The 19,375-nt window shown below is 57.2% G+C and carries 15 protein-coding genes and 1 pseudogene; 10 read left to right on the forward strand and 6 right to left on the reverse strand.

The window, feature by feature from the left end; genetic code table 11:
• Nucleotides 1-50: 50 nt before the first annotated feature.
• The 5 genes from aguB (at nucleotide 51) to F8N80_RS22850 (ending at nucleotide 4,919) form a co-directional block, all read left to right on the forward strand.
• Entirely contained in the window at nucleotides 51-929 is an 879-nt protein-coding gene (aguB, locus tag F8N80_RS22830) for an N-carbamoylputrescine amidase (RefSeq protein WP_150784749.1), read from the forward strand.
• A 5-nt stretch (nucleotides 930-934) separates the two neighbouring features.
• The gene (gene aguA, locus F8N80_RS22835; protein WP_150748716.1) at nucleotides 935-2,041 is read left to right on the forward strand and encodes an agmatine deiminase; all 1,107 of its coding nucleotides are present in this window, start codon (nucleotides 935-937) and stop codon (nucleotides 2,039-2,041) included.
• A 243-nt stretch (nucleotides 2,042-2,284) separates the two neighbouring features.
• Nucleotides 2,285-2,497 carry a hypothetical protein gene (locus F8N80_RS22840; RefSeq protein WP_150748733.1) on the forward strand — a complete coding sequence of 71 codons (213 nt, stop codon included), beginning with the start codon at nucleotides 2,285-2,287 and terminating at the stop codon, nucleotides 2,495-2,497.
• A gap of 525 nt (nucleotides 2,498-3,022) precedes the next feature.
• Nucleotides 3,023-4,309: an OprD family porin gene (locus F8N80_RS22845; protein WP_150748715.1), complete on the forward strand. Its 1,287-nt coding sequence runs from the start codon at nucleotides 3,023-3,025 to the stop codon at nucleotides 4,307-4,309.
• A gap of 319 nt (nucleotides 4,310-4,628) precedes the next feature.
• Nucleotides 4,629-4,919: a type II toxin-antitoxin system RelB/DinJ family antitoxin gene (locus F8N80_RS22850; RefSeq protein ID WP_150748714.1), complete on the forward strand. Its 291-nt coding sequence runs from the start codon at nucleotides 4,629-4,631 to the stop codon at nucleotides 4,917-4,919.
• 32 nt (nucleotides 4,920-4,951) lie between these two features.
• Here F8N80_RS22850 and F8N80_RS31240 read toward each other — a convergent pair whose 3' ends face one another.
• The 3 genes from F8N80_RS31240 to F8N80_RS22870 form a co-directional block, all read right to left on the reverse strand.
• A complete protein-coding gene (locus tag F8N80_RS31240) occupies nucleotides 4,952-5,290 on the reverse strand; it encodes a hypothetical protein (protein ID WP_191632965.1) in 339 nt (112 codons plus the stop codon).
• Nucleotides 5,291-5,629: 339 nt separating this feature from the next.
• Nucleotides 5,630-5,923, reverse strand: coding sequence for a DUF3077 domain-containing protein (locus tag F8N80_RS22865; protein WP_150744853.1), 294 nt, complete (start codon nucleotides 5,921-5,923; stop codon nucleotides 5,630-5,632).
• Between the two features lie 464 nt (nucleotides 5,924-6,387).
• Entirely contained in the window at nucleotides 6,388-6,711 is a 324-nt protein-coding gene (locus F8N80_RS22870) for a helix-turn-helix domain-containing protein (RefSeq protein ID WP_150784750.1), read from the reverse strand.
• 220 nt (nucleotides 6,712-6,931) lie between these two features.
• On the opposite strand from F8N80_RS22870, the gene F8N80_RS22875 reads away from it, so the two are divergent.
• From F8N80_RS22875 to F8N80_RS22895, 5 genes and pseudogenes are all read left to right on the forward strand, one after another.
• Nucleotides 6,932-7,153, forward strand: coding sequence for a tautomerase family protein (locus F8N80_RS22875; protein WP_150744855.1), 222 nt, complete (start codon nucleotides 6,932-6,934; stop codon nucleotides 7,151-7,153).
• A pseudogene (locus F8N80_RS22880) lies at nucleotides 7,150-7,804 on the forward strand (DsbA family oxidoreductase). The gene F8N80_RS22875 and the pseudogene F8N80_RS22880 overlap by 4 nt, the downstream one beginning before the upstream one ends.
• A 43-nt stretch (nucleotides 7,805-7,847) precedes the next feature.
• Nucleotides 7,848-8,558 carry an SDR family NAD(P)-dependent oxidoreductase gene (locus tag F8N80_RS22885; RefSeq protein ID WP_150784751.1) on the forward strand — a complete coding sequence of 237 codons (711 nt, stop codon included), beginning with the start codon at nucleotides 7,848-7,850 and terminating at the stop codon, nucleotides 8,556-8,558.
• A gap of 257 nt (nucleotides 8,559-8,815) precedes the next feature.
• Nucleotides 8,816-9,214: a carboxymuconolactone decarboxylase family protein gene (locus F8N80_RS22890; protein ID WP_150784752.1), complete on the forward strand. Its 399-nt coding sequence runs from the start codon at nucleotides 8,816-8,818 to the stop codon at nucleotides 9,212-9,214.
• Nucleotides 9,180-9,536 carry a hypothetical protein gene (locus tag F8N80_RS22895; protein ID WP_224790743.1) on the forward strand — a complete coding sequence of 119 codons (357 nt, stop codon included), beginning with the start codon at nucleotides 9,180-9,182 and terminating at the stop codon, nucleotides 9,534-9,536. Before F8N80_RS22890 ends, F8N80_RS22895 begins: the two co-directional genes overlap by 35 nt.
• Before the next feature lie 101 nt (nucleotides 9,537-9,637).
• Here F8N80_RS22895 and F8N80_RS22900 read toward each other — a convergent pair whose 3' ends face one another.
• From F8N80_RS22900 to F8N80_RS22915, 3 genes are all read right to left on the reverse strand, one after another.
• Nucleotides 9,638-9,853, reverse strand: coding sequence for a hypothetical protein (locus F8N80_RS22900; RefSeq protein WP_150744858.1), 216 nt, complete (start codon nucleotides 9,851-9,853; stop codon nucleotides 9,638-9,640).
• A 452-nt stretch (nucleotides 9,854-10,305) separates the two neighbouring features.
• Entirely contained in the window at nucleotides 10,306-10,839 is a 534-nt protein-coding gene (locus F8N80_RS22910; RefSeq protein WP_150784754.1) for a hypothetical protein, read from the reverse strand.
• Complete coding sequence (locus tag F8N80_RS22915; RefSeq protein ID WP_150784755.1) at nucleotides 10,836-19,367, reverse strand: two-partner secretion domain-containing protein; 8,532 nt, start codon at nucleotides 19,365-19,367, stop codon at nucleotides 10,836-10,838. The genes F8N80_RS22910 and F8N80_RS22915 overlap by 4 nt, the downstream gene beginning before the upstream one ends.
• Nucleotides 19,368-19,375: the final 8 nt, after the last annotated feature.

Below are 19,375 nucleotides of genomic sequence, written 5' to 3' on the forward strand. Positions count from 1 at the left end.
TCGGTCAATGCCACACTCGACCCTCAAAGCACTTGCTCAGGAGCCGATTCATGAGCCGTATCGTTACCGTCGCCGCTACCCAGATGGCTTGTTCCTGGGACCTTGAAGCCAATATCGAGACCGCCGAGAAGCTGGTCCGCGAGGCCGCGGCCAAAGGCGCGCAGATCATCCTGATCCAGGAGTTGTTCGAAGCTCCGTACTTTTGCCAGAAGCCGAACCCTGATTACCTGCAGCTGGCGACGACCGTTGAAGACAATGTCGCCATCAAGCACTTCCAGAAAGTCGCGAAGGAACTGCAAGTGGTGCTGCCGATCAGCTTCTACGAACTGGCCGGCCGCGCGCGGTTCAACAGCATCGCGATCATCGATGCCGACGGCAGCAACCTCGGGATTTATCGTAAAAGCCACATCCCTGACGGCCCTGGCTATCACGAAAAGTATTACTTCAACCCGGGTGATACCGGCTTCAAAGTCTGGAACACCCGTTACGCGAAAATCGGTGTGGGCATCTGTTGGGACCAGTGGTTCCCTGAGTGCGCGCGCAGCATGGCGCTGCAAGGCGCGGAAATCCTGTTCTATCCGACCGCCATCGGCAGCGAGCCGCACGACAAAACCATTTCGTCCCGTGACCACTGGCAGCGTGTGCAACAAGGCCATGCCGGCGCCAACCTGATGCCGCTGATCGCCAGCAACCGCATCGGCAACGAAGAGCAGGATGGCTACGACATCACGTTCTACGGCTCGTCGTTCATCGCCAACCAGTTTGGTGACAAAGTTCAGGAGCTCAACAAAACCGAAGAAGGTATTCTGGTACACAGTTTCGACCTCGACGAGCTCGAGCACATCCGCAGCGCGTGGGGGTCTTTCCGTGATCGTCGCCCGAACCTGTACGGCGCGCTGAAAACCCTCGACGGTTCCCTGGAGTCCTGATCGCCATGACCACTTTGAACAGCACCCCTCGCGCTGACGGCTTTTACATGCCGGCCGAATGGGCGCCACACACCCAGACCTGGATGATCTGGCCCGAGCGCCCGGACAACTGGCGCCTGGGTGGCAAACCGGCGCAAGCCGCGCACGTGGCGGTGGCCAGAGCCATCGCCCGTTTCGAACCTGTGACCGTGGCGGTGTCCGCCGGTCAATATGAAAATGCTTGCGCCCGTCTCGACGTGCCGAATATCCGTGTGGTCGAAATGTCCAGCGATGACGCCTGGGTGCGCGACACCGGCCCGACGTTCGTGATCAATAACGGTGGTGAAGTCCGTGGTGTGAACTGGGACTTCAATTCGTGGGGCGGCTTCGATGGAGGCCTGTATTCGCCGTGGAACCGTGATTCGCAAGTGGGCGGCAAGATCCTCGAGATCGAGCGCAGCCAGCGCTACCGCACCGAGGGCTTCGTGCTCGAAGGCGGCTCGATCCACGTCGATGGCGAAGGCACGCTGATCACCACTGAAGAATGCCTGCTCAACCGCAATCGCAATCCGCACATGAACCGGGCAGAAATAGAAGCGGTGCTCAGCGCGAATCTGGCTGTGGATAAAATCATCTGGCTGCCGGATGGTTTGTTCAACGACGAAACCGATGGTCATGTGGATAACTTCTGCTGCTACGTGCGCCCGGGTGAAGTGCTGTTGGCCTGGACCGATGATCCGCAAGATTCGAACTACCCGCGCTGTCAGGCCGCAATGAAAGTGCTGCAAGGCAGCACCGACGCCAAGGGTCGCCCATTCACAGTGCACAAGATGCCGATACCGGGGCCGCTGTATGCGACCGAAGAAGAATGCGCAGGTGTCGACCCGGTGGATGGCACTCAGGAACGTAATCCGACGGTGCGTCTGGCCGGTTCCTATGTGAACTTCCTGATCGTCAACGGTGGCATCATCGCGCCGAGTTTCGACGACCCATTGGACGGTCCGGCAAAAGAGATTTTGCAGGCGCTGTTCCCGCAGCACGAAGTGGTGATGGTACCGGGTCGCGAACTGTTACTGGGTGGCGGCAATATCCACTGCCTTACCCAACAACAACCTGCGCCACACCAGGAGTGAGTGCGGTTGTAACAGCTTGAGTTACCTGCAAAATCGACTCGGCAAGGCTTTCTCCCCAGCGCCTTGCAAAGAGCCCGCAGCCCATCGCGATTGCGGGCTTTTTGTCTTCGTCCGTCGACGATTCCGATACTTTGGCACAGCTCTTGTATCTGTCCTGGTGTAAAGCAGGGAGGGGAGAACTGCGATGTTCTGTCATAAACCTTGGATAAGTTAGCCGCTCACGAACCAGGAGAGAGCGTGGAAATGAACGCCGAAGTGAAAGCAGTGAGCGAGCGGGCGTTGCATCCCCTGGCAGTAAACAGGGAATCGCTCCAGATCCTGGCGCACTGGTTGAAGTCCAATGGAACGCGTCCGATCAAAGACACTGATCCGCGCCGGACGATGATCGAGCGCTACCCCGCTGGTTTGTTCAGCGAAGCGGAGCTGGAAGCATTGTGGGATGTGATGGAAGGATAAAAAGCAAAACAATGGATTGATAAAAGCGCTGCCGGGATGGTGGCGCTTTTTTATGGGCGAGAGGTTTTTCGCGTGTGGTTTTTTATCTGTGATCGACATTGATGTTAGACGTTATAGATCACGCTCACCCCAGACTATGTGGTTCACCCGGTTGGATCTGCGCTGTAGTCGTTACCAATGACATATTCTCAAATAGATAGTTTGTAACCCTTTATATGACTGATTGGCACGTCTGAGCTGAAGGTAAAATGGTTTAAATCGGACAGAGAGTAAACGTGGATAAATCTTTTCTTAGACGATTTCTGCCTATTCACAGACGATTCATGAAATTGACACACTGTTGACGGCGCGGCTACGATTCGCCAACGCCTGTGGCTAACCGCCATGACTCATAAAATTACAATAAGGCCCGCCGCGACTCGTCGTGGGCGGGCCTTATTGTTTTAAGGTGAAAAAAGAGCGCAAAAGCGCCATTTCAGCCGTTGGACACAGCGCGTATCAACCCGCAATAAGGAAAAAAACAAAATGTTGAACAAGCGAATCAGCCTGATCGCTCTGGGGATGTTGAGTGCCACACAGGCCATGGCTAACGACCAGGCCGAATCCAAGGGTTTTGTTGAAGACAGCAGCCTCAAGGTGCTGCTGCGCAATGCCTATATCAATCGTGACTACAAAGACGGCAACCCGGACAAAGCCGAGTGGGGCCAAGCGGCCATCGGTACCTTCTCGTCCGGCTTCACCCAAGGCACCGTCGGTGTGGGTGTGGATGCTTTCGGTATGTACGCACTGCGTCTGGATGGCGGCAAAGGTCGCACCGGCGCGCAAGGCATCGACTTTTTTAAAAAGGGCGACAGCGGCAGCGCGGCTGACGACCTGTCCAAGGGCGGCGCAGCGGTCAAATTCCGTCTCTCCAGTACGACGCTGACCTACGGCGACCAGATGCCGGTCTTGCCGGTATTGAGCTACGACAACGGCCGCCTGCTGCCGGAAAGCTTCACCGGCACCCTGATCACCTCCAAGGAGATCAAGGGCCTGGAGCTGAACGCCGGTCGCTTCACCGCCGAATCGCGCAAAAGCGCGGAAGGCCGTGACAGCGGTGGCTTGAAATCGATCAACGTGCTGGGTGGTAGCTACCAGTTCACTGAGCAGTTCAAGGCAGCGCTGTACGCCTCCGACGTCGAAGACGTGCTGAAGAAGCAATACGTGAACGCCAACTATGCGTTCCCGATCGACAAGGATCAGTCCCTGACCCTGGACTTCAACGGCTACCGCACCAAGCTGGACGATGCCTACGTCCGCGAAAGCGGTGCCACCGGTGACGACAACAAGATCTGGAGCCTGGCCGCCACCTTTGCCACCGGCGCACACTCGTTCACCCTCGCCCACCAGCGCAGCACGGGCGACAGCAACCTGGGCTACGCCTACGGCGGCTACCAGAAGGATCAGGGTCGCGTCGGCGACGGCGGCAACACCATCTACCTGGCGAACTCCTACTGGTCCGACTTCAACGCCGAAGACGAACGCAGCTGGCAGCTGGGCTACGGCCTCGACTTCACCACGTTCGGTGTTCCAGGCCTGACCTACAACTTCGCCTATGTGCGTGGCGACAACATCACCACGTCCACCAGCGAAGGCGGCACCGAGCGCGAAATTTTCAATCAGTTCAAATACGTCGTGCAAACCGGCCCGGCCAAAGACCTGAGCGTGAGACTGCGCAGCTCGGTCCTGCGCGTGTCGCAGAAATCCAGCGAATACAACGTCAGCGGCAACGAAGTACGGGTGTTTGTGGATTACCCGATCAACGTTTTCTGATGATCGGTTGCGGTATCGAAGCCTGATTCAAGGCTGAGAAAAAAAGCCCCGACTGGTTCGGGGCTTTTTTGTGGGTGCGATTCAGAGCTCAGCGCTATCAGATATTTCCTGCACTGAATCGGGACGGTTCTGGAGCGCGAAAGGGATCAGGGCTGCTATTCATTGCGTGCTTGAACGATTGAAAATAGGTCCCGCTGATGGCCCCATCCCAAGTATTGAAACCGACCATCGAGCTGAAGTTGACCTGAAAGACTCTGCTCACCCACAATGAAACGAGGTAGCGCCAATGTAGCTACAAACTAGCGATGAGGTTATCACCATGGGTGCATTGCTGAAAACCACAGATGTGCGTTGCCGTATCGATGAAGATTTGAAGGCGCGTGCTACTGAGGTCTTGAGTGCGTGCGGCCTGAGCATCAGTGACGCCATGCGTCTTTTTTTGCGTCAGGTCGTAGCGACTCAGGGCCTTCCGTTTGAGGTTCGCGTCCCTTCGGAGAAGACGGCCCGCGCCATGATGCAAGCTCGAGATATTCGCCAGCGGTTCGACTCGATAGACGAAATGCTGAGGGACGCTGATGGCGAAACCGGAGAAAAAGCAAAAACGCGCTGAGCTGCCCGCGCAATGCGCACAAACGTCTGAATTCAAGAAGTCGTGGGAACGTTACAAACGTCGCGGAATTCGGTTTGTGCGAAGCGAGTGCGCAGCAGGCTTATCTCAAGGAATGCATCATCAAACAGGTAGCGCAGTTTGTCGTCCTTGGCGACACTGACAAGTTCGGCCGTGCCCGGCAGCAGCATTGGACGCCGATTGAGCGGGAGTGACGGTTGATTACCGGGGCTACTGCGGATGAAGCGGCACTTGCACCCTTTCATGCCCTCAAGCAAATCACTGTGCAAACCGTGATCGTCGATTAGAACACCGAACTCTGTAGGAGCCAGGCTTGCCGGCGAAGGCGTCCTCAGGATCGCTATCGCCGGCAAGCCTGGCTCCTACGAAAAGCGATCACAACGTCATGTCGCCAAAATCCCGTTTTGGTAACACGTGTCGCGAACATGTCGTCCGCGGCGACATGTTCCCAAGACGTGTCGCAAAAAGTGGAAAATTGCGACACGTTAAGGCCTCATGTCTACACTGGCGACATGAGGGAAGCCTCTCTCTGCTCAAAAAACATACAAAATGATCAGGATCGCATCCATGACCGAACCGCTTCTGCCATGGCAAGCCGACAGGCCCGCCGCATCAGCAACATGGTCGAAAAGAAGATTGCTCAGCGCCAGAAAGCCCCGATAATTTGGGGCTTTTTACTGCGTGCGATTTGCTTATGGAGCGACGTTACTGGCTCGATTGTTACACGGCGCGTCGAGCACCTTCACCACATCATCGATGATCGCCTTGCTCATATCCTGCAAATAGTGCGACGCCCAGGCATGCCGGTCGGTGTCGCGAACCATGGCCGCATCGGAAGCGAGCAGTTTGGTGACGTGGAGCAGGTCCGAGGCGTGAGAGAGGGCTTGGATCACCGGGACACCGGCGTTGATGCGGAACAGCGGTTCGTTGGCGTGGAAGGAGAAGTGGGTGAGACCGATGGTTTTGAGGTCTTGGGGGTTGGTCATTGGGCACCTCCGTTTTTTGGGCGGTGGTGGGTGATGACCGATGCAGCAGAGGTGGAAGTCTTGAACGGATCAATAGCGTGCATTAGCAATACTCCGAAATCAAAGTAGAGCTGCCACGTTCGTTCTCAGGCGAATGGGTGGCAGCTATGCGCAGGCTGAGAAACCGGTATGCACGACCCGGCAGACCCGAAGGTCTCCCACGCACAGCCGCCATTGCACGGAAATGCAGGCACAAAAAAACGCCGGCAATCGTGATTTAGGGCGCTGGTGCGCGCGCATATTACCCGGGTTCTCAGGCCCGGTCGCTGAATTGGCAGCGACGGTACGAAGGTAGCCTGAGAGGAGTGCGCAATCGTGGCTAGGTGGTGGCGTAAGTGAGAGGTTTTGGTGATTTTTATGGCTGGGCAATAATTGGTGTCCAGGCATAATTTTTATCTTCTGAAGGCGGCATCAGGAATGGAAATCTAGCAGGCGCTAGCTCGCGAAATAACGATCTGAGGCATAGCCCCGGCATCGCTGGACGCTAAGGTAAAAGTGGTGCGGAAGCCGAGTTTATCCAACATGTCCATCATTGCATCGATCGTAAATTTCTCGATCTTGCCAGTGGTGAGCTCTGAGATGCGCGATTGGGTCACGTTCAACCGGGCTGCGGCTTCATTCTGTTTGAGGCCCAGTTTTTTTATGCAGTCAGTGATGAAGATTGATAGCTCTATTTTCAAAGCCTTTTTGCTGGCGACTTCCTCGTCATGTGTGACATGGAAGGGGCTGTCGAAGAATTGAATTGTCATGGACGTTTACCCTCTTGGCCGTTATCTAAAATTTAAGATAAATTAAGGTTGGCTGATTGATCATTTGATGCAACCGTTTTTCTGTCTGCACGACAAACTCATTACACCACGTAACTAATGATGTTCCCGCCCCCACCTTTATCCCCTGCAGCCAACCCCATACATTGAGCTCCAACACCTACCCATCACCCCGATGAGCAGGTCACTGGAGATCTTCCTCATGCCTTTCGTAAGCGTACGCATCACCCGCGATGGCGTTACCTCTGAGCAGAAAGCTCAGGTGATCGCCGAAATCACTGAAACACTGGAACGCGTGCTCCACAAGGACCCGCACCTGACCCACATCGTGATCGAAGAAGTCGACACCGATAACTGGGGCTATGCCGGCATCACCACCACCCAGTACCGCAAGCAACTGGCTGAAGGGGAGGGGAAGTCGTGACGCCGTCGGTCTCCATCGATTTCATCTCCGACGTGGTGTGCCCGTGGTGCGCCTTGGGCGGGACGGCGCTGGAACAAGCGATCGGGAACGTCGGGTGAGGTCTCGGTCGAGCTGACCTACAAGCCGTTCGAATTGAACCCGGACATGCCGGCGGAAGGCGAGAAGGCGGTGGCGCACTTGATGCGCAAATACGGGCGCACCGCCGGAGACGTCGCCGCTGGCAAGGCCATGCAGATCGAACGTGGCGCGGCCATCGGTTTCACGTTCGATCTGGAGAAGCGCACTCACTTCTACAACACGTTTGATGCTCACCGGCTGATGTTGTGGGCGTTGCAGGAAGGGCGGCAGGTCGCACTCAAGAAGATCCTGTTGCGCGCTTACTTCACCGACGGCCAGGACCCGAGCGATTGCGAGACGCTGGTTCGTCTGGCCACTGAAGCAGGACTGGATGCGGCGGCGGCTCAAGAGGTGTTGGCGTCCGGAGCGTTTGCCAACGAAGTGCGAGAGCTTGAAGCGTTTTACCGTCAGCACGGCATCAACTCGGTCCCGGCCATGATCCTCAACGGTCGTCATCTGGTGTCCGGTTCGCAGTCGGTCGAGTACTACGAACAGATGTTGAGACAAATGGCGAAAGCCCCCGCCGAAGCCTGATTACTTGTTTTTTCAAACCATCATTTATGAGTAGAGGTTCATCATGAGCAATTCGAAAAAAGTCATCGTAATTACTGGCGCCTCCCAAGGTCTCGGCGCAGGCATGGTCAAGGCGTTTCGTGATCTGGATTACAAAGTTGTCGCGACATCGCGTTCGATCAAACCGTCCACCGACCCGGACATCCTCACTGTGGCGGGCGACATCGGTAACCCGGAGGTCGCTCAGCAAGTGATCCGTGAAACGATCGAACGTTTCGGCCGAATCGACACCCTGGTTAACAACGCCGGGATCTTCGTCGCCAAACCGTTCACCGAGTACACCGCTGAAGACTACGCCAATGTGCTCTCGGTGAACCTGAATGGCTTCTTCTACATCACCCAGCTCGCAATTACCGAGATGGAAAAACAAGGCAGCGGACACGTGGTTAACATCACCACCAGCCTGGTGGATCACGCCATCGACGGTGTGCCATCGGTACTGGCTTCGTTGACCAAGGGTGGCCTGAACGCGGCGACCAAGTCGTTGGCCATCGAGTACGCCAAGCGCGGGATTCGGGTGAACGCGGTTTCTCCCGGCATCATCAAGACGCCGATGCACGGTGAAGAAACTCACGAAGCGCTGGGGAATTTGCACCCGGTGGGGCGCATGGGCGAGATCAGGGACATTTCTCAGGCGGTTGTGTATCTGGACGGCGCCAACTTTGTTACCGGGGAAATTCTGCACGTTGATGGTGGGCAGAGCGCAGGTCATTAAAGCCAGTGCAAGCGTCGCCGACTAACCTCGGCGGCGCTGTTTGGGGCTCCCGGTCAAAGCGGTTTCATCGACATTAGAATTTCTCGCACTGGCCACTTGGCGTCATTGCGCCGAAAAAATCTAAATCCATCCTGTTGTTTCTACGATGTTTAAGAATTCATTGCTGGAGTCGTCCTGCTGCGGGCTCTGGCATCGCCGCCAGCGAACTAAACTTGTATCTCTGGAGCAGATGTCTCTATAGAGGTAGGAGGTGTCAAATGGCCATTCAAGATACCTATCGGGAAATTGAACAGACCCTGGGTCAAGTACCAGAGTGGATTAAGCAGATGCCGGAAGGCGGAGCGAGCGGATTCTGGGGCGTAGCCCGGGACTTTTGGCTGGCGGATACCAAGATTCCCAATAAGTACAAGGAGTTGATAGGTCTGGCAGTGTCCGGGGCAACTCGTTGTAAGTATTGCGCCCTGTTCCATACCGAAGCCGCGCGCTTGTTTGGCGCGAGCGACGAGGAAATATCCGAAGCCAGCTTCATGGGCGCGTTGACCATGATGGGCAGCACCTTTGTTAACGCCCAGCAGATCGACTACGAGCAGTTCCGGCAGGAAACCCTGAGTATCGTCCGGTATGTCAAAGATCACTCGCAATCCAAAGCCGCTTAAGCCGTTGCGCGAACCAGCCCTTCGCCAGCTGACGAAGGATAAGTTGATTGCAATCACCAGCGATGGTCCGAGGACCACCGCTCGGTGGCAAGCGGCTGTGCTGCGAGCCATCGGCGAACTCATGCAGTACAGCGATACTGCCCGCGAAGAAAACCAGGACCTGCGCATTCCCTTCGCCAAAGCACTCCATGACCTCTATGCGGGACAGAAGTCCGACGCCGAGTTGACGGAAATGGTGTTGCTGATGCTGGAAGTTGAAACTGCCCCCTTTCTCGGCGAAAGCCCCAGGGCGGGAGCGGCATCCGGGAGCAATGACCTCTGAGAAGGCCGAAGCGATCCGCCGCTGAATTGGCCCGAAGCCTTTCGCGACGGGGCCGCGACCTGCTGTAAAGAGGCCCGGACTAGCCGGGCCAGTCAAAATGCTCAGTCTCGATTTTCCTCCAGCGCTGCTATCTGCGCGCTAACGTCACCAAACAAATCCTCCCCGGCGATCACCTCCAGGGCGACATGGCCGAAGTGATTGAGCAGCGGTAGCCGCACGCCGGAGGGCAGCGTAACGATAGAAATGGTTTCGGGGCTTTGCAGTACCGCCTGTGCGAGCGCAAGGCGGGTTTCAACGTCAATAGATAGGGTAGGCATGGCGAGGCACTCCGCACTTAGCAAGAATTTATGGATCGCCTGCCGATCTCTAGTGCTCTACTCGCTATACCGTGCTGGCAATTTCCTCAAGTGGGGATGTTAGCCGTTAACGTTACTTGCGGTGGTTACGTGACACATTTGTTCAGAATCTGCACTGTTTCTGAAGGGGGTACGGAATGGGTATGAGGCAACCACACAGGCTACCTTATGCGCTTCCCCTGGTGCATCCTGCGAGGTCGACACCTCAGTGAACAAGTCGTACTGCTCAGGCGCAGGTCCAGGTGCTGGATCGAACAGCTCAGGCTCTAGGTCTTCGTCGTCGGGGATGGTGATGGTGGGCATGGTGATGACTTCGATTTAGAGGGAACAAGGGAAGGGAACAAGGGACAGATTTATTTTCTGGCCATTACACCCGAAGCAAACAAATGAATCCGTCCCCTATCCCCCCAAAACTAATAGCGAATCCACTTGCCCGTACTTATTATTTCTGGATTATTACAATCAACCAAATAAAGCCATTCCGGATCATGCCCTACCGTTCCTACCAAGACACCTAACATGTCAGGATGATTGGGCATCGCACCGCTGTGGATTCCTCCAATATAACTATTTTCACCTTCAGGGTTGTGCAGTTGAAAACGCAGTGACCCATCGGCATTGTAGATCGCGGCATTATGGGGAAAATCAAAAAACCAGGGAGCTTCAGGACAACTAAATCTTGAGGGTTCCTTCTCAAAAACCACCAAAACACCAGTTCTATCAGGAAGCAAATTAAGCCTCTCGTGTATCGGTATACTAATTTCAACACCACTATCTAAAACTAAGACCTGATTAACACTTGCAACCTTGTGCTTTTGAGCATGGATCATATTTTTTTTAAGCTCATCGAAACCTGTGCGCACTCCATCCCAACGGACAAACTGTTCCAATTGCTGCCCATCATCAAACTCTCTTCTTGTTCTAACTTCACTAATCAACTGCATCATTCTAGCTCCCTCAAGGAACTCATATTAACTTCATACATTTCTGGGTTGGTTCGGGGCGCTTTATCCATAAAATTTATTTGATGCCCGCTTCCTGGTAAACGAACCCCATTGATCGCATCCCACATATCGCCTACGGCACCCTCTCGAATGCCCACACCTGGCTTAACCGTAAATTCAACTTGAAACAACGGCCCTTTTTTAAACTCTTCAGAAACTGCAAGTTTATTTCGAACGTCCGCTACAGAGTTTATCGGAGTATCCGTTGCCCACCCTCCGAGAGCAGAGGACGGGTTTTTACCAGAATCCAATGCATTCTGCATCTTGATAAGCTGATCTTCGTTTATGGTCATCGTCATAGTACGTGGTTTATCTAATACCTTATCCGTCACGATCGTTCCTTCTTTCCAGGCCGCACGCTGCGTTCCCCAATAGGGAGGCGCCACTCCACCTGCCTGCTCCTTCAAGAACAGATCGTTCGAGGTCTTCTCATCATCGACACGCGGAAGGCCATCACGGTCCGTAACCTGCCCTGCATTGATGTTCTCCGCACGATGCTCCTTGCCTGGAACAAAGTCACGCTGCGCAGCCAACCCAAATCCTTCGGCATCACGAGTAGCGTTCAACTCGATGAGGCGCTTCTCCAATACGTCTTTCCCTGCAACAGACTCAATCCCCTTCCCAGCAATAGCCTCCGCACCTTTGACCGCCAATACATCTCGCGCTGCCAAGTCCTTGATTGCGCTTAGAAGCGTTCCCTTGCCCACCCCGGCTATGGGCATAAGCTCAGCAAGTAGCTTGAGATCGATATTCGAATTGACTCCGCCACTCGCTAGAACACGTAACCGGTCCATTTGTTCTGCTTGGGCCGCAGTATCGGCACTGAGTGCACCAATTTCAGGAAGTTTCCTGATAGCAATGGAATCCCCGTACTGCTCAGCCCACTTGTCCGGTACGACACCCATGCCACCTGGGGCGTTGTTGTAGGTGGAGTTGTTCGAAGGATTGAAGAGGTGCGAGTCGTTGTACTGTCTGTCCGTAGACGTGAATGCAACGACCTTGTCGCCGTTCGCGACGATGGGGCTCCCATCCGCCCACGTCAAAAGCACCTTCTCGTTCTGCAGTTGAGTGACCACTCCTCGGGCGACACGCAGGTCGTCAGCCAAGTGCTGTCCCTCTGGGTTATTCGGGCTATAGCCGGACAGAATTCCCTGTAGTTCATTGTTGGTCTGCTTATCGACTTCACCACCTGCTACGAATGTCAGTAGAGCGTTCCATTCGAAGCCAGATTGGCTTTTGCCAGTTGAGGCCTCTAAATTCTTAGCCTCGATAGCAAGTCTTTTCTCTTCTTGAACGTGCAATTTGCGGTTGTAAGACTGTGCATTCCCGGCGATTTCCGAGCCTAGAGAAACGTCGCCATCAACACTTGCTGCCGCCAGCAACCCCACCAGTTTGGACGCAGCATTTACCAGCCGGTCGTGCTCTGTGGGGTCATCGCTACTCAGTAACTGTGTATTATCCAAGCTCGCGATAAGCGCCTCATTAGCGCCCGCGGCGATCGCCCCCGTCTTAAAGTCGCCACCCATTGCTTCTGAAAGCAACCCACCCACGACAGCATGCAGAGCAGTTTTACTTAGCCCGCTGTCTTGAAGTTTGAAGGCTTCGCCAAAATCACCAACACCTGTGAAAGCAGTAGCCTGTAGCACATCAAAGACGCTGCCCTTCATTGCGTCCTTGAAGCCGCCCTGCCCAAGGGCTTCAGAAAGCGTTCCGCGCACCGCTCCGCCCGCCAACTGGATCGTACCGAACCGACCAATCGACGCTGGATCGTTCCAATGTGGTACTACACTGGGGCCACTCACTTTGTTAGTGATAGGGTCGCTCTGCGCGCCAAACCAGTTGCCACTGGCGTAATTCACAAATCCTGCTGAGGCGCCCGCGATCAGCGTTTGTTTCATGCTGTCGCTACTGAAGGTTTCCTTGAATGCGGCTCCCAGATTGCCCTTGTTGTTTATCGTGCTGACCACGCCCGTACTGGCAAGGGAGGTCAACGACGCGGTGGCAATGATGTTTCCTAAACCTGCTGCTGTACCCGCTACAGCCGCACCGGTCGTCGTTGCAGCTGTGGCTGCCGTTGCCGCCGCCATAGTCGAGCCGGCGCCTGCAGCACTACCGGCTGCTGCCGCAAGCGTACTGGCGGCACCTGCCGTCAACACCGTTACAACGATGATGATCGCGAGCATCGCCCCCTGGCCGAGGCTGGAGTGGCTGTATTTGAAGGAATCATGCAACTCTTTCACATGCCGCCAATCCACATCCCCGCGGTTCTCAGCCTCTTTCAACCAAGCCAATTGCGGATCAGCCTTCACCATCACATCAATGGTCTGGCTAACCGTATTCTGATTAATCTGCTTGATATCAATCTTCAAGCCATCTACGGCCTTGATCGCCAGCTGCCCCTGCGCCACCAACTCACTCTGGCGTAGCGTTTCGTCGGTGTTGCCCTTGCCCTTGGAGCTGGTCCAGGCCAAGTCGCTCTTGCTCTTCTCGTGACTCTCCTGATGCAAGTCCTTGACTGCCTCGAAGGTGATAGCCCCATCGCTGGCAATCGTCAGGTCGTTGCCACTGATGAGCTTGGCTCGCTGATACAGCTGATCGCCACCACTGGCCAACGTCAGGTCGCTACCGGTCTTGATTTCAGTCCCTACGTTAGTGATGTAGGTGACTTCATCACGTTGGGTTTTCTTGGCGCCCCAGCCGCCTTTTTCTTTCATGTCGTAGAGGGTGTAAGTGCTGTTCTGCGCGGCCAGCAGATTCAACTTATCCCCGCTGTACAGATACGCCTCATTCCCTGCACTGATCTTGCTCGCCACAATTGTCGTGTCGCGCCCAGCCTGGCTGGTAAAGTCCCCGCCCGCCGCCAGCAAACTCGCCACTTGAGTCGTCTGATCATTCGAAGTCTTGATGCGCTTCTTGCCGTCCTTTTCCTTACCCTCGACGTTGTGCATATCGCTGACCGACACGATGTTCAGGTCGCGCGCGGCCTGAACTTTCAGGTCTTTGCTGGCGGTGGCGGTGCTGCCGAGGATGTTGACGTCTTGCCCGGCTTTCATGTTCAGGTTGCCGCCGACGGTAACGCTTGCGGCGAGGTTCTTCACGTCAGTGGTAATGCTCGACTTGTGGCCACCGTCGCTGAATTCGTGTTTCTCGGTGGTATCGGTTTTGGCCGCCAGGTTGATGTCCCGGCCCGCCGTCAGGGTTGCGTTGCCGCCGCTGTTTAATGCGCCGTGGTTGGCCAGGTCGCGGCCGGCCGCAACGGCCAGGTTGTCCCGGGCGCTGATGCTGCTGCCCGCGTCGGTCAGGGTACGCATGCCGGACCCGTCGCGAACCTGGATCGCGGTGCGGTCGTTGATAATGTCGCCCTTGAGCGCGACAAGGCTGACCTGGCTGGCGCGGATCTCGCCGGCCATGGCGTTGCGAATACTGTCTTGCGCCAGTATTTGCAGGTCGTTGCCGGCCTCGACCAGCCCACCCTGATAGACGCTGCCGGCGCTTTGGACGTTAAGGTTGTTGCTGGCGCGCAGTGTGCCGACGTTGACCAGGTCGCCGCCGGTGAACAGGTTCAGGTCCCGGCCCTGGATCAGGCTGCTACCGCGTACATTGCGGGTGTTCGTCTGGGCCAGGTACAGCACCGGCACCAGGACTTTTTGCCCGTCGACAACGCGGTTTTCCATCCAGACGATGTCATGGGTCAGCGCGCTGACTTGCTCGCCCGTCAACGTGACGCCAAGGCTCAGGCGCAGTGCGTCTTTGCTGGCGAGGGCGTTATCCATCAGGTAGCGGTATTGGTCGTAATCGCTGGTCAAACCGCCCGCGAGAAAACGCTGGCCGGTTTGCGCCAGCACCGCATCGCGAATCAGTCGCTGCTCGTACAGGCCATCGCCGAGTCGGCGCCAGTTGCTGTCGGCGCTGACGTTTAACTGTTTGAGCAGGTAGTCCGAACCAAAGAACTGCGACAGGTTCGTGAGATTAGGGTTGGTCTCGATCAGGTAGTGGCTGGTGGGGTCGGGGTTCTTGATGAACAACCCGTAATCGCCCTTGGGCAATTGGAAGGTGGGGCCGGCCGTCGGGTCCACGGAGGTGAAGGGGAGGCCGCTGTAATCCACCGGTTTGAACACGGTGTGTAGGCTGCCATCCGCTGCTATACGCTCGACGGGTTGCAGGGCGGCAGGCGTCACGGCGTCGATAGCGGTCGCCTGCGGGTTAAGGTTGATGTCGATCCCGCCGACCGCGACCCCGGTCTGGTCCTCGCCCAGCGTACCGGTCAGTTGTTCGAGCGTGTTCTGGTGCAGCGATCCGTTTTGCACGGCACGCGTGACATTCAGGTTGACGGTGGCGCCGGCCTGGATCGTGGCGGCGTAGGTCGGCTCAGGGTTGTCGGTCCAGACGGTGACGTTGCTTTGCTCCTGGAAGCGACTGTCGCTGGAACGCGATTTCAGCAGCTCGAAGCGGGCGTCGTCGTAATGGCCGGCGGCAACGGCCGCGTTGAAGGCCGGGACGTCGACGAACTCCATCTGGTCCCAGTAACCGGTGGCAATGCGTGCCGGTGTGCCGATCTTGATGGTGTTCTGCCCGGTGCGGGTGGACGCGCCCTGGTTGAGCAGGTCATCGGCAATGATGGTCAGGTTGTTATTGGCGGCCATCAGGCTGTAGCGGTTTTGCACGCTTGAGGCCTGGATGTTGAGGTCTTTGCCTGCGACCAGGCGCGCCGAGGCAGAGTCCTTGATGGCGCGCTCGATGAACGTTTGGCCGAGGGTGATCTGGCCGCGTTTGAAGGAGTCATGACCGCCACAGTGTTGGCCGCACACCCAGCTCAAGGTGCCATTCACCCGTTGCTGGCCCAGCTCGAATTCGGCCTTGGCGTTTTCCAGTGAGACGGCGTAGAGGTTGATGGTGCCTTGGCTTTCGACAGTGCCGGAGAGGTTGCTGAAGTTTTGTGCGGCGACGCCGCCAACGCCGGCGAAGCTCAGATTGCCTGCGCTGTAGAGGTCGCCATACCAGTTGAGCAGGCTACTGGCGCGCAAGCTCATGTCGCCGCCGCTGAACAGCAAGGTATCGGCGCCATTGGTGATGCCGCCGGTGGCGGTCAGGTCGACCTTGCCTTGCGCACCCAGTGTGCCGCGGTTGTCGATTTGCGCCGCGTCGATGCGCAGATTCTGGCGGGCAGTCAGGTAACCCAGGTTATCCAGCGTACCGCTCAGGTTGAGGCGTGTGTCGGTGCCGGCACCCATGCGTCCGCCGTTCTGGCTGACGTCATGGGCGGTGATGTCCAGCATTTTTTGCGCGGATAACCGACCGCTGTTGAACAGATCACCCGTAAGGTTCAACGTGAGGTCGCCATCGCTGAGCAGCTCGCCGCCGTTGTTCAGGCTGCCAAGGTTGAGCACCAGAGCGCTGCTGCTGGCCAGGCGATCGCCGGACTTGAGCGTCAGCGAATCATTGGTGTAAGTCAGGGCCTCGTTGAGCTGTGCACGCCCTAGGCCATCAACCGCGCCAAAGTTCCAGTCGCCGCTGCCCAGGCCGGTGATATCACCACCGGCACCGGTCAGGCGATCGAGATGAAGCGTGAACAACCCGGTGTTGGCGTGTTCGAGGCTGCCGCTACGATTGTCCAGCGCACGGGATTTGAAAGTGAACGACGAGTTACCGACTTCGATGGTGCCGTTGTGGTTATTGACGGTGTTGCTGAAGTCGAAGCTGCTGCTGTCGTTTGTCGCGGCGCCCGGTGCACTGGCGTAATTGCCCAGCGCGCGGATCCGTCCCGAAGCGCTGTTGTCCAATGCGCCACCCTGGAGTGCAAACCAGGTGTTGGATTCGATCAGGCCGCCCTGGTTGATCAAGTGGGCGGCCGTCAGGTCAAGGGTGTTGCCGCTGAGCTGTCCTCCGCTGTTTTCCAGCGTGGCGCCAGTGAACACCAGGGCGGTCTTGGCGAAGAGTTTGCCGACGCGGTTGCTCAGCGTATCGACGGTCAGCTTCAGCTCGCCTGCCAGGCTGGCGATCATGCCGGCCTTGGTGCCATCGCTGCTGTTATCGAGACGGCCGGCGGTCACCTCGACGGTGTCGCCCTGGATCGTGCCGCCCAGGTTGGCGATGCTGCCCTGGCCGAGTTTAAAATCAGCCAGCCCACCGTCAGCGAGAATAACTCCGCTGCTGTTGTCCAGCCGGTTACCGCTGTAGGTCAACCCGCCGCTGCCTGCAACCAGTTGCCCCTTCTGGCCGTTGAGCAAAGTGACCGCCTGAACGCCCAGTTGTCGGCCGCGAATCGTGCCACCCTGGTTGTCGATCAGACTCACGCCGGTGACGGTAGCCGTGTTGTTACCGGCATCGATTACCCCGGTCAGGTTGCTCAGCACATTGCTGACATTCAGGACAACATCGCCACCGTTACTGACCAGCGCGCCCTTGCTGTTGTTGATCAGGCGTTGAGCATCCACCTGGATGGTTTTACCGAGTACCGTACCTGCGCTGTTATCCAGCCAGCCACCTTGCAGCAACAGGCCGGCGTCGCTCTGAATGCGCCCGTTGTTATTGAGCAACTGCGCCTTGATGGCCGCCGGATCGAAGATCAGGCTCATGCCCTGGGCGCCGGAAACCAGCAGCCCTGCGTTGCTGTTGTCGAACCCCGTGGCGCTCAGATCAATGCGCTCACCGATGATTTTCCCGCCGCGGTTGTCGACCTGCCCGCCAGGCGCGCGAAGGCGGACCTTGGCCCCCAGCACGCTGCCAAGCCGGTTATCGAGACCCGAGGCGTGCAGATCGAGATCACCGTTGACCGCCAGCAGTTTGCCGCCCTGGTTGATGACCTCCTGGCCCGTGACTGAAAGCTGGTTTTGTGCCTGGAGAGTGCCGGAAGTGTTGTCGAATTTTCCGCGGGAGTTCACCTGCGCATTACCTGCGCTGGCAGAAAGCAACCCGGAGCGATTATCAAGGGTGCCGGCATCGACAATGAGGCCGTCGGCGTCGATTTGCCCGCCACGGTTATCCAGCTGGCGGGCATTGATTGTCAGGTTGCCGCCCAGCACCTGGATCAAGCCATCGCGGTTGTCCAGGCTGTCGAGTTGCAAGGTGGCCGCCTGCTGCATACCAAAACGGATCACCCCGGCCAGGTTGACGATGGCCGGCGTATTGAACACCAGCGAGCGGTCACCGACGATTCGCGCGGCAGCACCCTGATTGGTCACCCGGGCACTGGCCAAGTCGACCGCCGTACCCTGAACCACGCCTTGATTGGTCAGGGTTTTGCTCGCACGAATACTCAACGAACGACTGGCTTCGAGGCTGCCGCTGTTGGTCACGGAGGGGCTGGTGATGCTCAGGTCGCCCGTGGTGTTGCGGCTGTTATCGGCCTCGATGCCAGCGGCAATTACGCCCGGGTTACTGAGATTGTCGGCCTTGATGTCGATGCGATCGCGTGCGGCCAGGCTCTGCCGGTTGACCAGCTCGCCGGGCGTGCGCACATCGACGCTGCCGGCGTAACCCTTGCCGGTCATCTCGACACTCTGCGCGTTGACCCGCAAGGCACCTTGGGCCGATGTCTGCGCCATGCTCAGATGGCCGCCGGCATCGATTTGAATATCGCCGGCACTGGCGGCCATGTTGCCCGCCAGCTTGACCCCGACACCCTGCTCGGTGCCCACCAGTTTGATGGTGTTGGCATACATCCCGCCCAACGCCGCCGCATCGATTGCCAGTTGAGGCTTGTCGGCATCACGGGCCGCGCGAGGCGTGGTAGCCAGGCTGTCGGCGTTGACGTTGTTGGCACCGGTAATGACATTCAACTGCCGGGCATGGATGTCTGCGTTAATCTTCGCCGAACGGGTAATCAGGTCGAATTGATCAATGTTGGCCGCATCAAGCCCCATGCCATCGACGGTGATGCTGCCGCCATCGACCTCGAAGTGATCAAGCTTGCCGCTGCCGTCGAGTACAGGCTTGCCAGTGCTGAGGGTCACACGTGGCGTGTTGATGAAACCGCAACCGTTGCAGCTCACACCGTAAGGGTTGGCGACAATGACCCGTGCCGACTGGCCTGCCACTTCGGTGTAGCCGTTGAGCTGGCTGGGGCTGCCGCCGTTGACTTCGTTGAGGATGGTGCTGGCTGCCCGTCCGCCGAGCTGGCTGTTACCCAGAATGTTGCCGCCCAGCTGGGTGTTCTGCACCGCGTTCGTCGCGTTGTTGAGGATCACGCCCTGACTACCGACGTTGTAATCCTTGAACTGGTTGTGCGAGAGCCCGGCACCGTTGGGCGCGGCAATATTGATCACCGGAACGCCGTTGCCGGCCTGTCCCAGGCCGGTCTGGGTGCTGCCGCTGACGGCGATGCCCTCGGCCTGGGCCCAGATCGGCTGCCAGAACATGACGTTCGCCAACAGTAATGCCAACAAGCGTTTGGGCATGCCCAGGAAGTGCGTGCGAGGGGCCACGGCAGCCGAAGGCTGGCGGGACAGAAAGGCAAACTGGTGAACATCCATATTCAAAA

Source organism: Pseudomonas fluorescens (assembly GCF_902497995.1).
Classification (GTDB): domain Bacteria; phylum Pseudomonadota; class Gammaproteobacteria; order Pseudomonadales; family Pseudomonadaceae; genus Aquipseudomonas; species Aquipseudomonas fluorescens_BK.

Bases quoted from the DNA above. Each gene is read 5' to 3' on its own strand.
- F8N80_RS22870 (WP_150784750.1), bottom strand. From the start codon at position 6,711: ATGACAATTCAATTCTTCGACAGCCCCTTCCATGTCACACATGACGAG.
- F8N80_RS22840 (WP_150748733.1), top strand. From the start codon at position 2,285: ATGAACGCCGAAGTGAAAGCAGTGAGCGAGCGGGCGTTGCATCCCCTG.
- aguA (WP_150748716.1), top strand. From the start codon at position 935: ATGACCACTTTGAACAGCACCCCTCGCGCTGACGGCTTTTACATGCCG.
- F8N80_RS22900 (WP_150744858.1), bottom strand. From the start codon at position 9,853: ATGCCTACCCTATCTATTGACGTTGAAACCCGCCTTGCGCTCGCACAG.
- F8N80_RS22865 (WP_150744853.1), bottom strand. From the start codon at position 5,923: ATGACCAACCCCCAAGACCTCAAAACCATCGGTCTCACCCACTTCTCC.
- F8N80_RS22845 (WP_150748715.1), top strand. From the start codon at position 3,023: ATGTTGAACAAGCGAATCAGCCTGATCGCTCTGGGGATGTTGAGTGCC.
- F8N80_RS22915 (WP_150784755.1), bottom strand. From the start codon at position 19,367: ATGGATGTTCACCAGTTTGCCTTTCTGTCCCGCCAGCCTTCGGCTGCC.
- F8N80_RS22890 (WP_150784752.1), top strand. From the start codon at position 8,816: ATGGCCATTCAAGATACCTATCGGGAAATTGAACAGACCCTGGGTCAA.
- aguB (WP_150784749.1), top strand. From the start codon at position 51: ATGAGCCGTATCGTTACCGTCGCCGCTACCCAGATGGCTTGTTCCTGG.
- F8N80_RS22875 (WP_150744855.1), top strand. From the start codon at position 6,932: ATGCCTTTCGTAAGCGTACGCATCACCCGCGATGGCGTTACCTCTGAG.
- F8N80_RS22885 (WP_150784751.1), top strand. From the start codon at position 7,848: ATGAGCAATTCGAAAAAAGTCATCGTAATTACTGGCGCCTCCCAAGGT.
- F8N80_RS22910 (WP_150784754.1), bottom strand. From the start codon at position 10,839: ATGATGCAGTTGATTAGTGAAGTTAGAACAAGAAGAGAGTTTGATGAT.
- F8N80_RS22895 (WP_224790743.1), top strand. From the start codon at position 9,180: ATGTCAAAGATCACTCGCAATCCAAAGCCGCTTAAGCCGTTGCGCGAA.
- F8N80_RS22850 (WP_150748714.1), top strand. From the start codon at position 4,629: ATGGGTGCATTGCTGAAAACCACAGATGTGCGTTGCCGTATCGATGAA.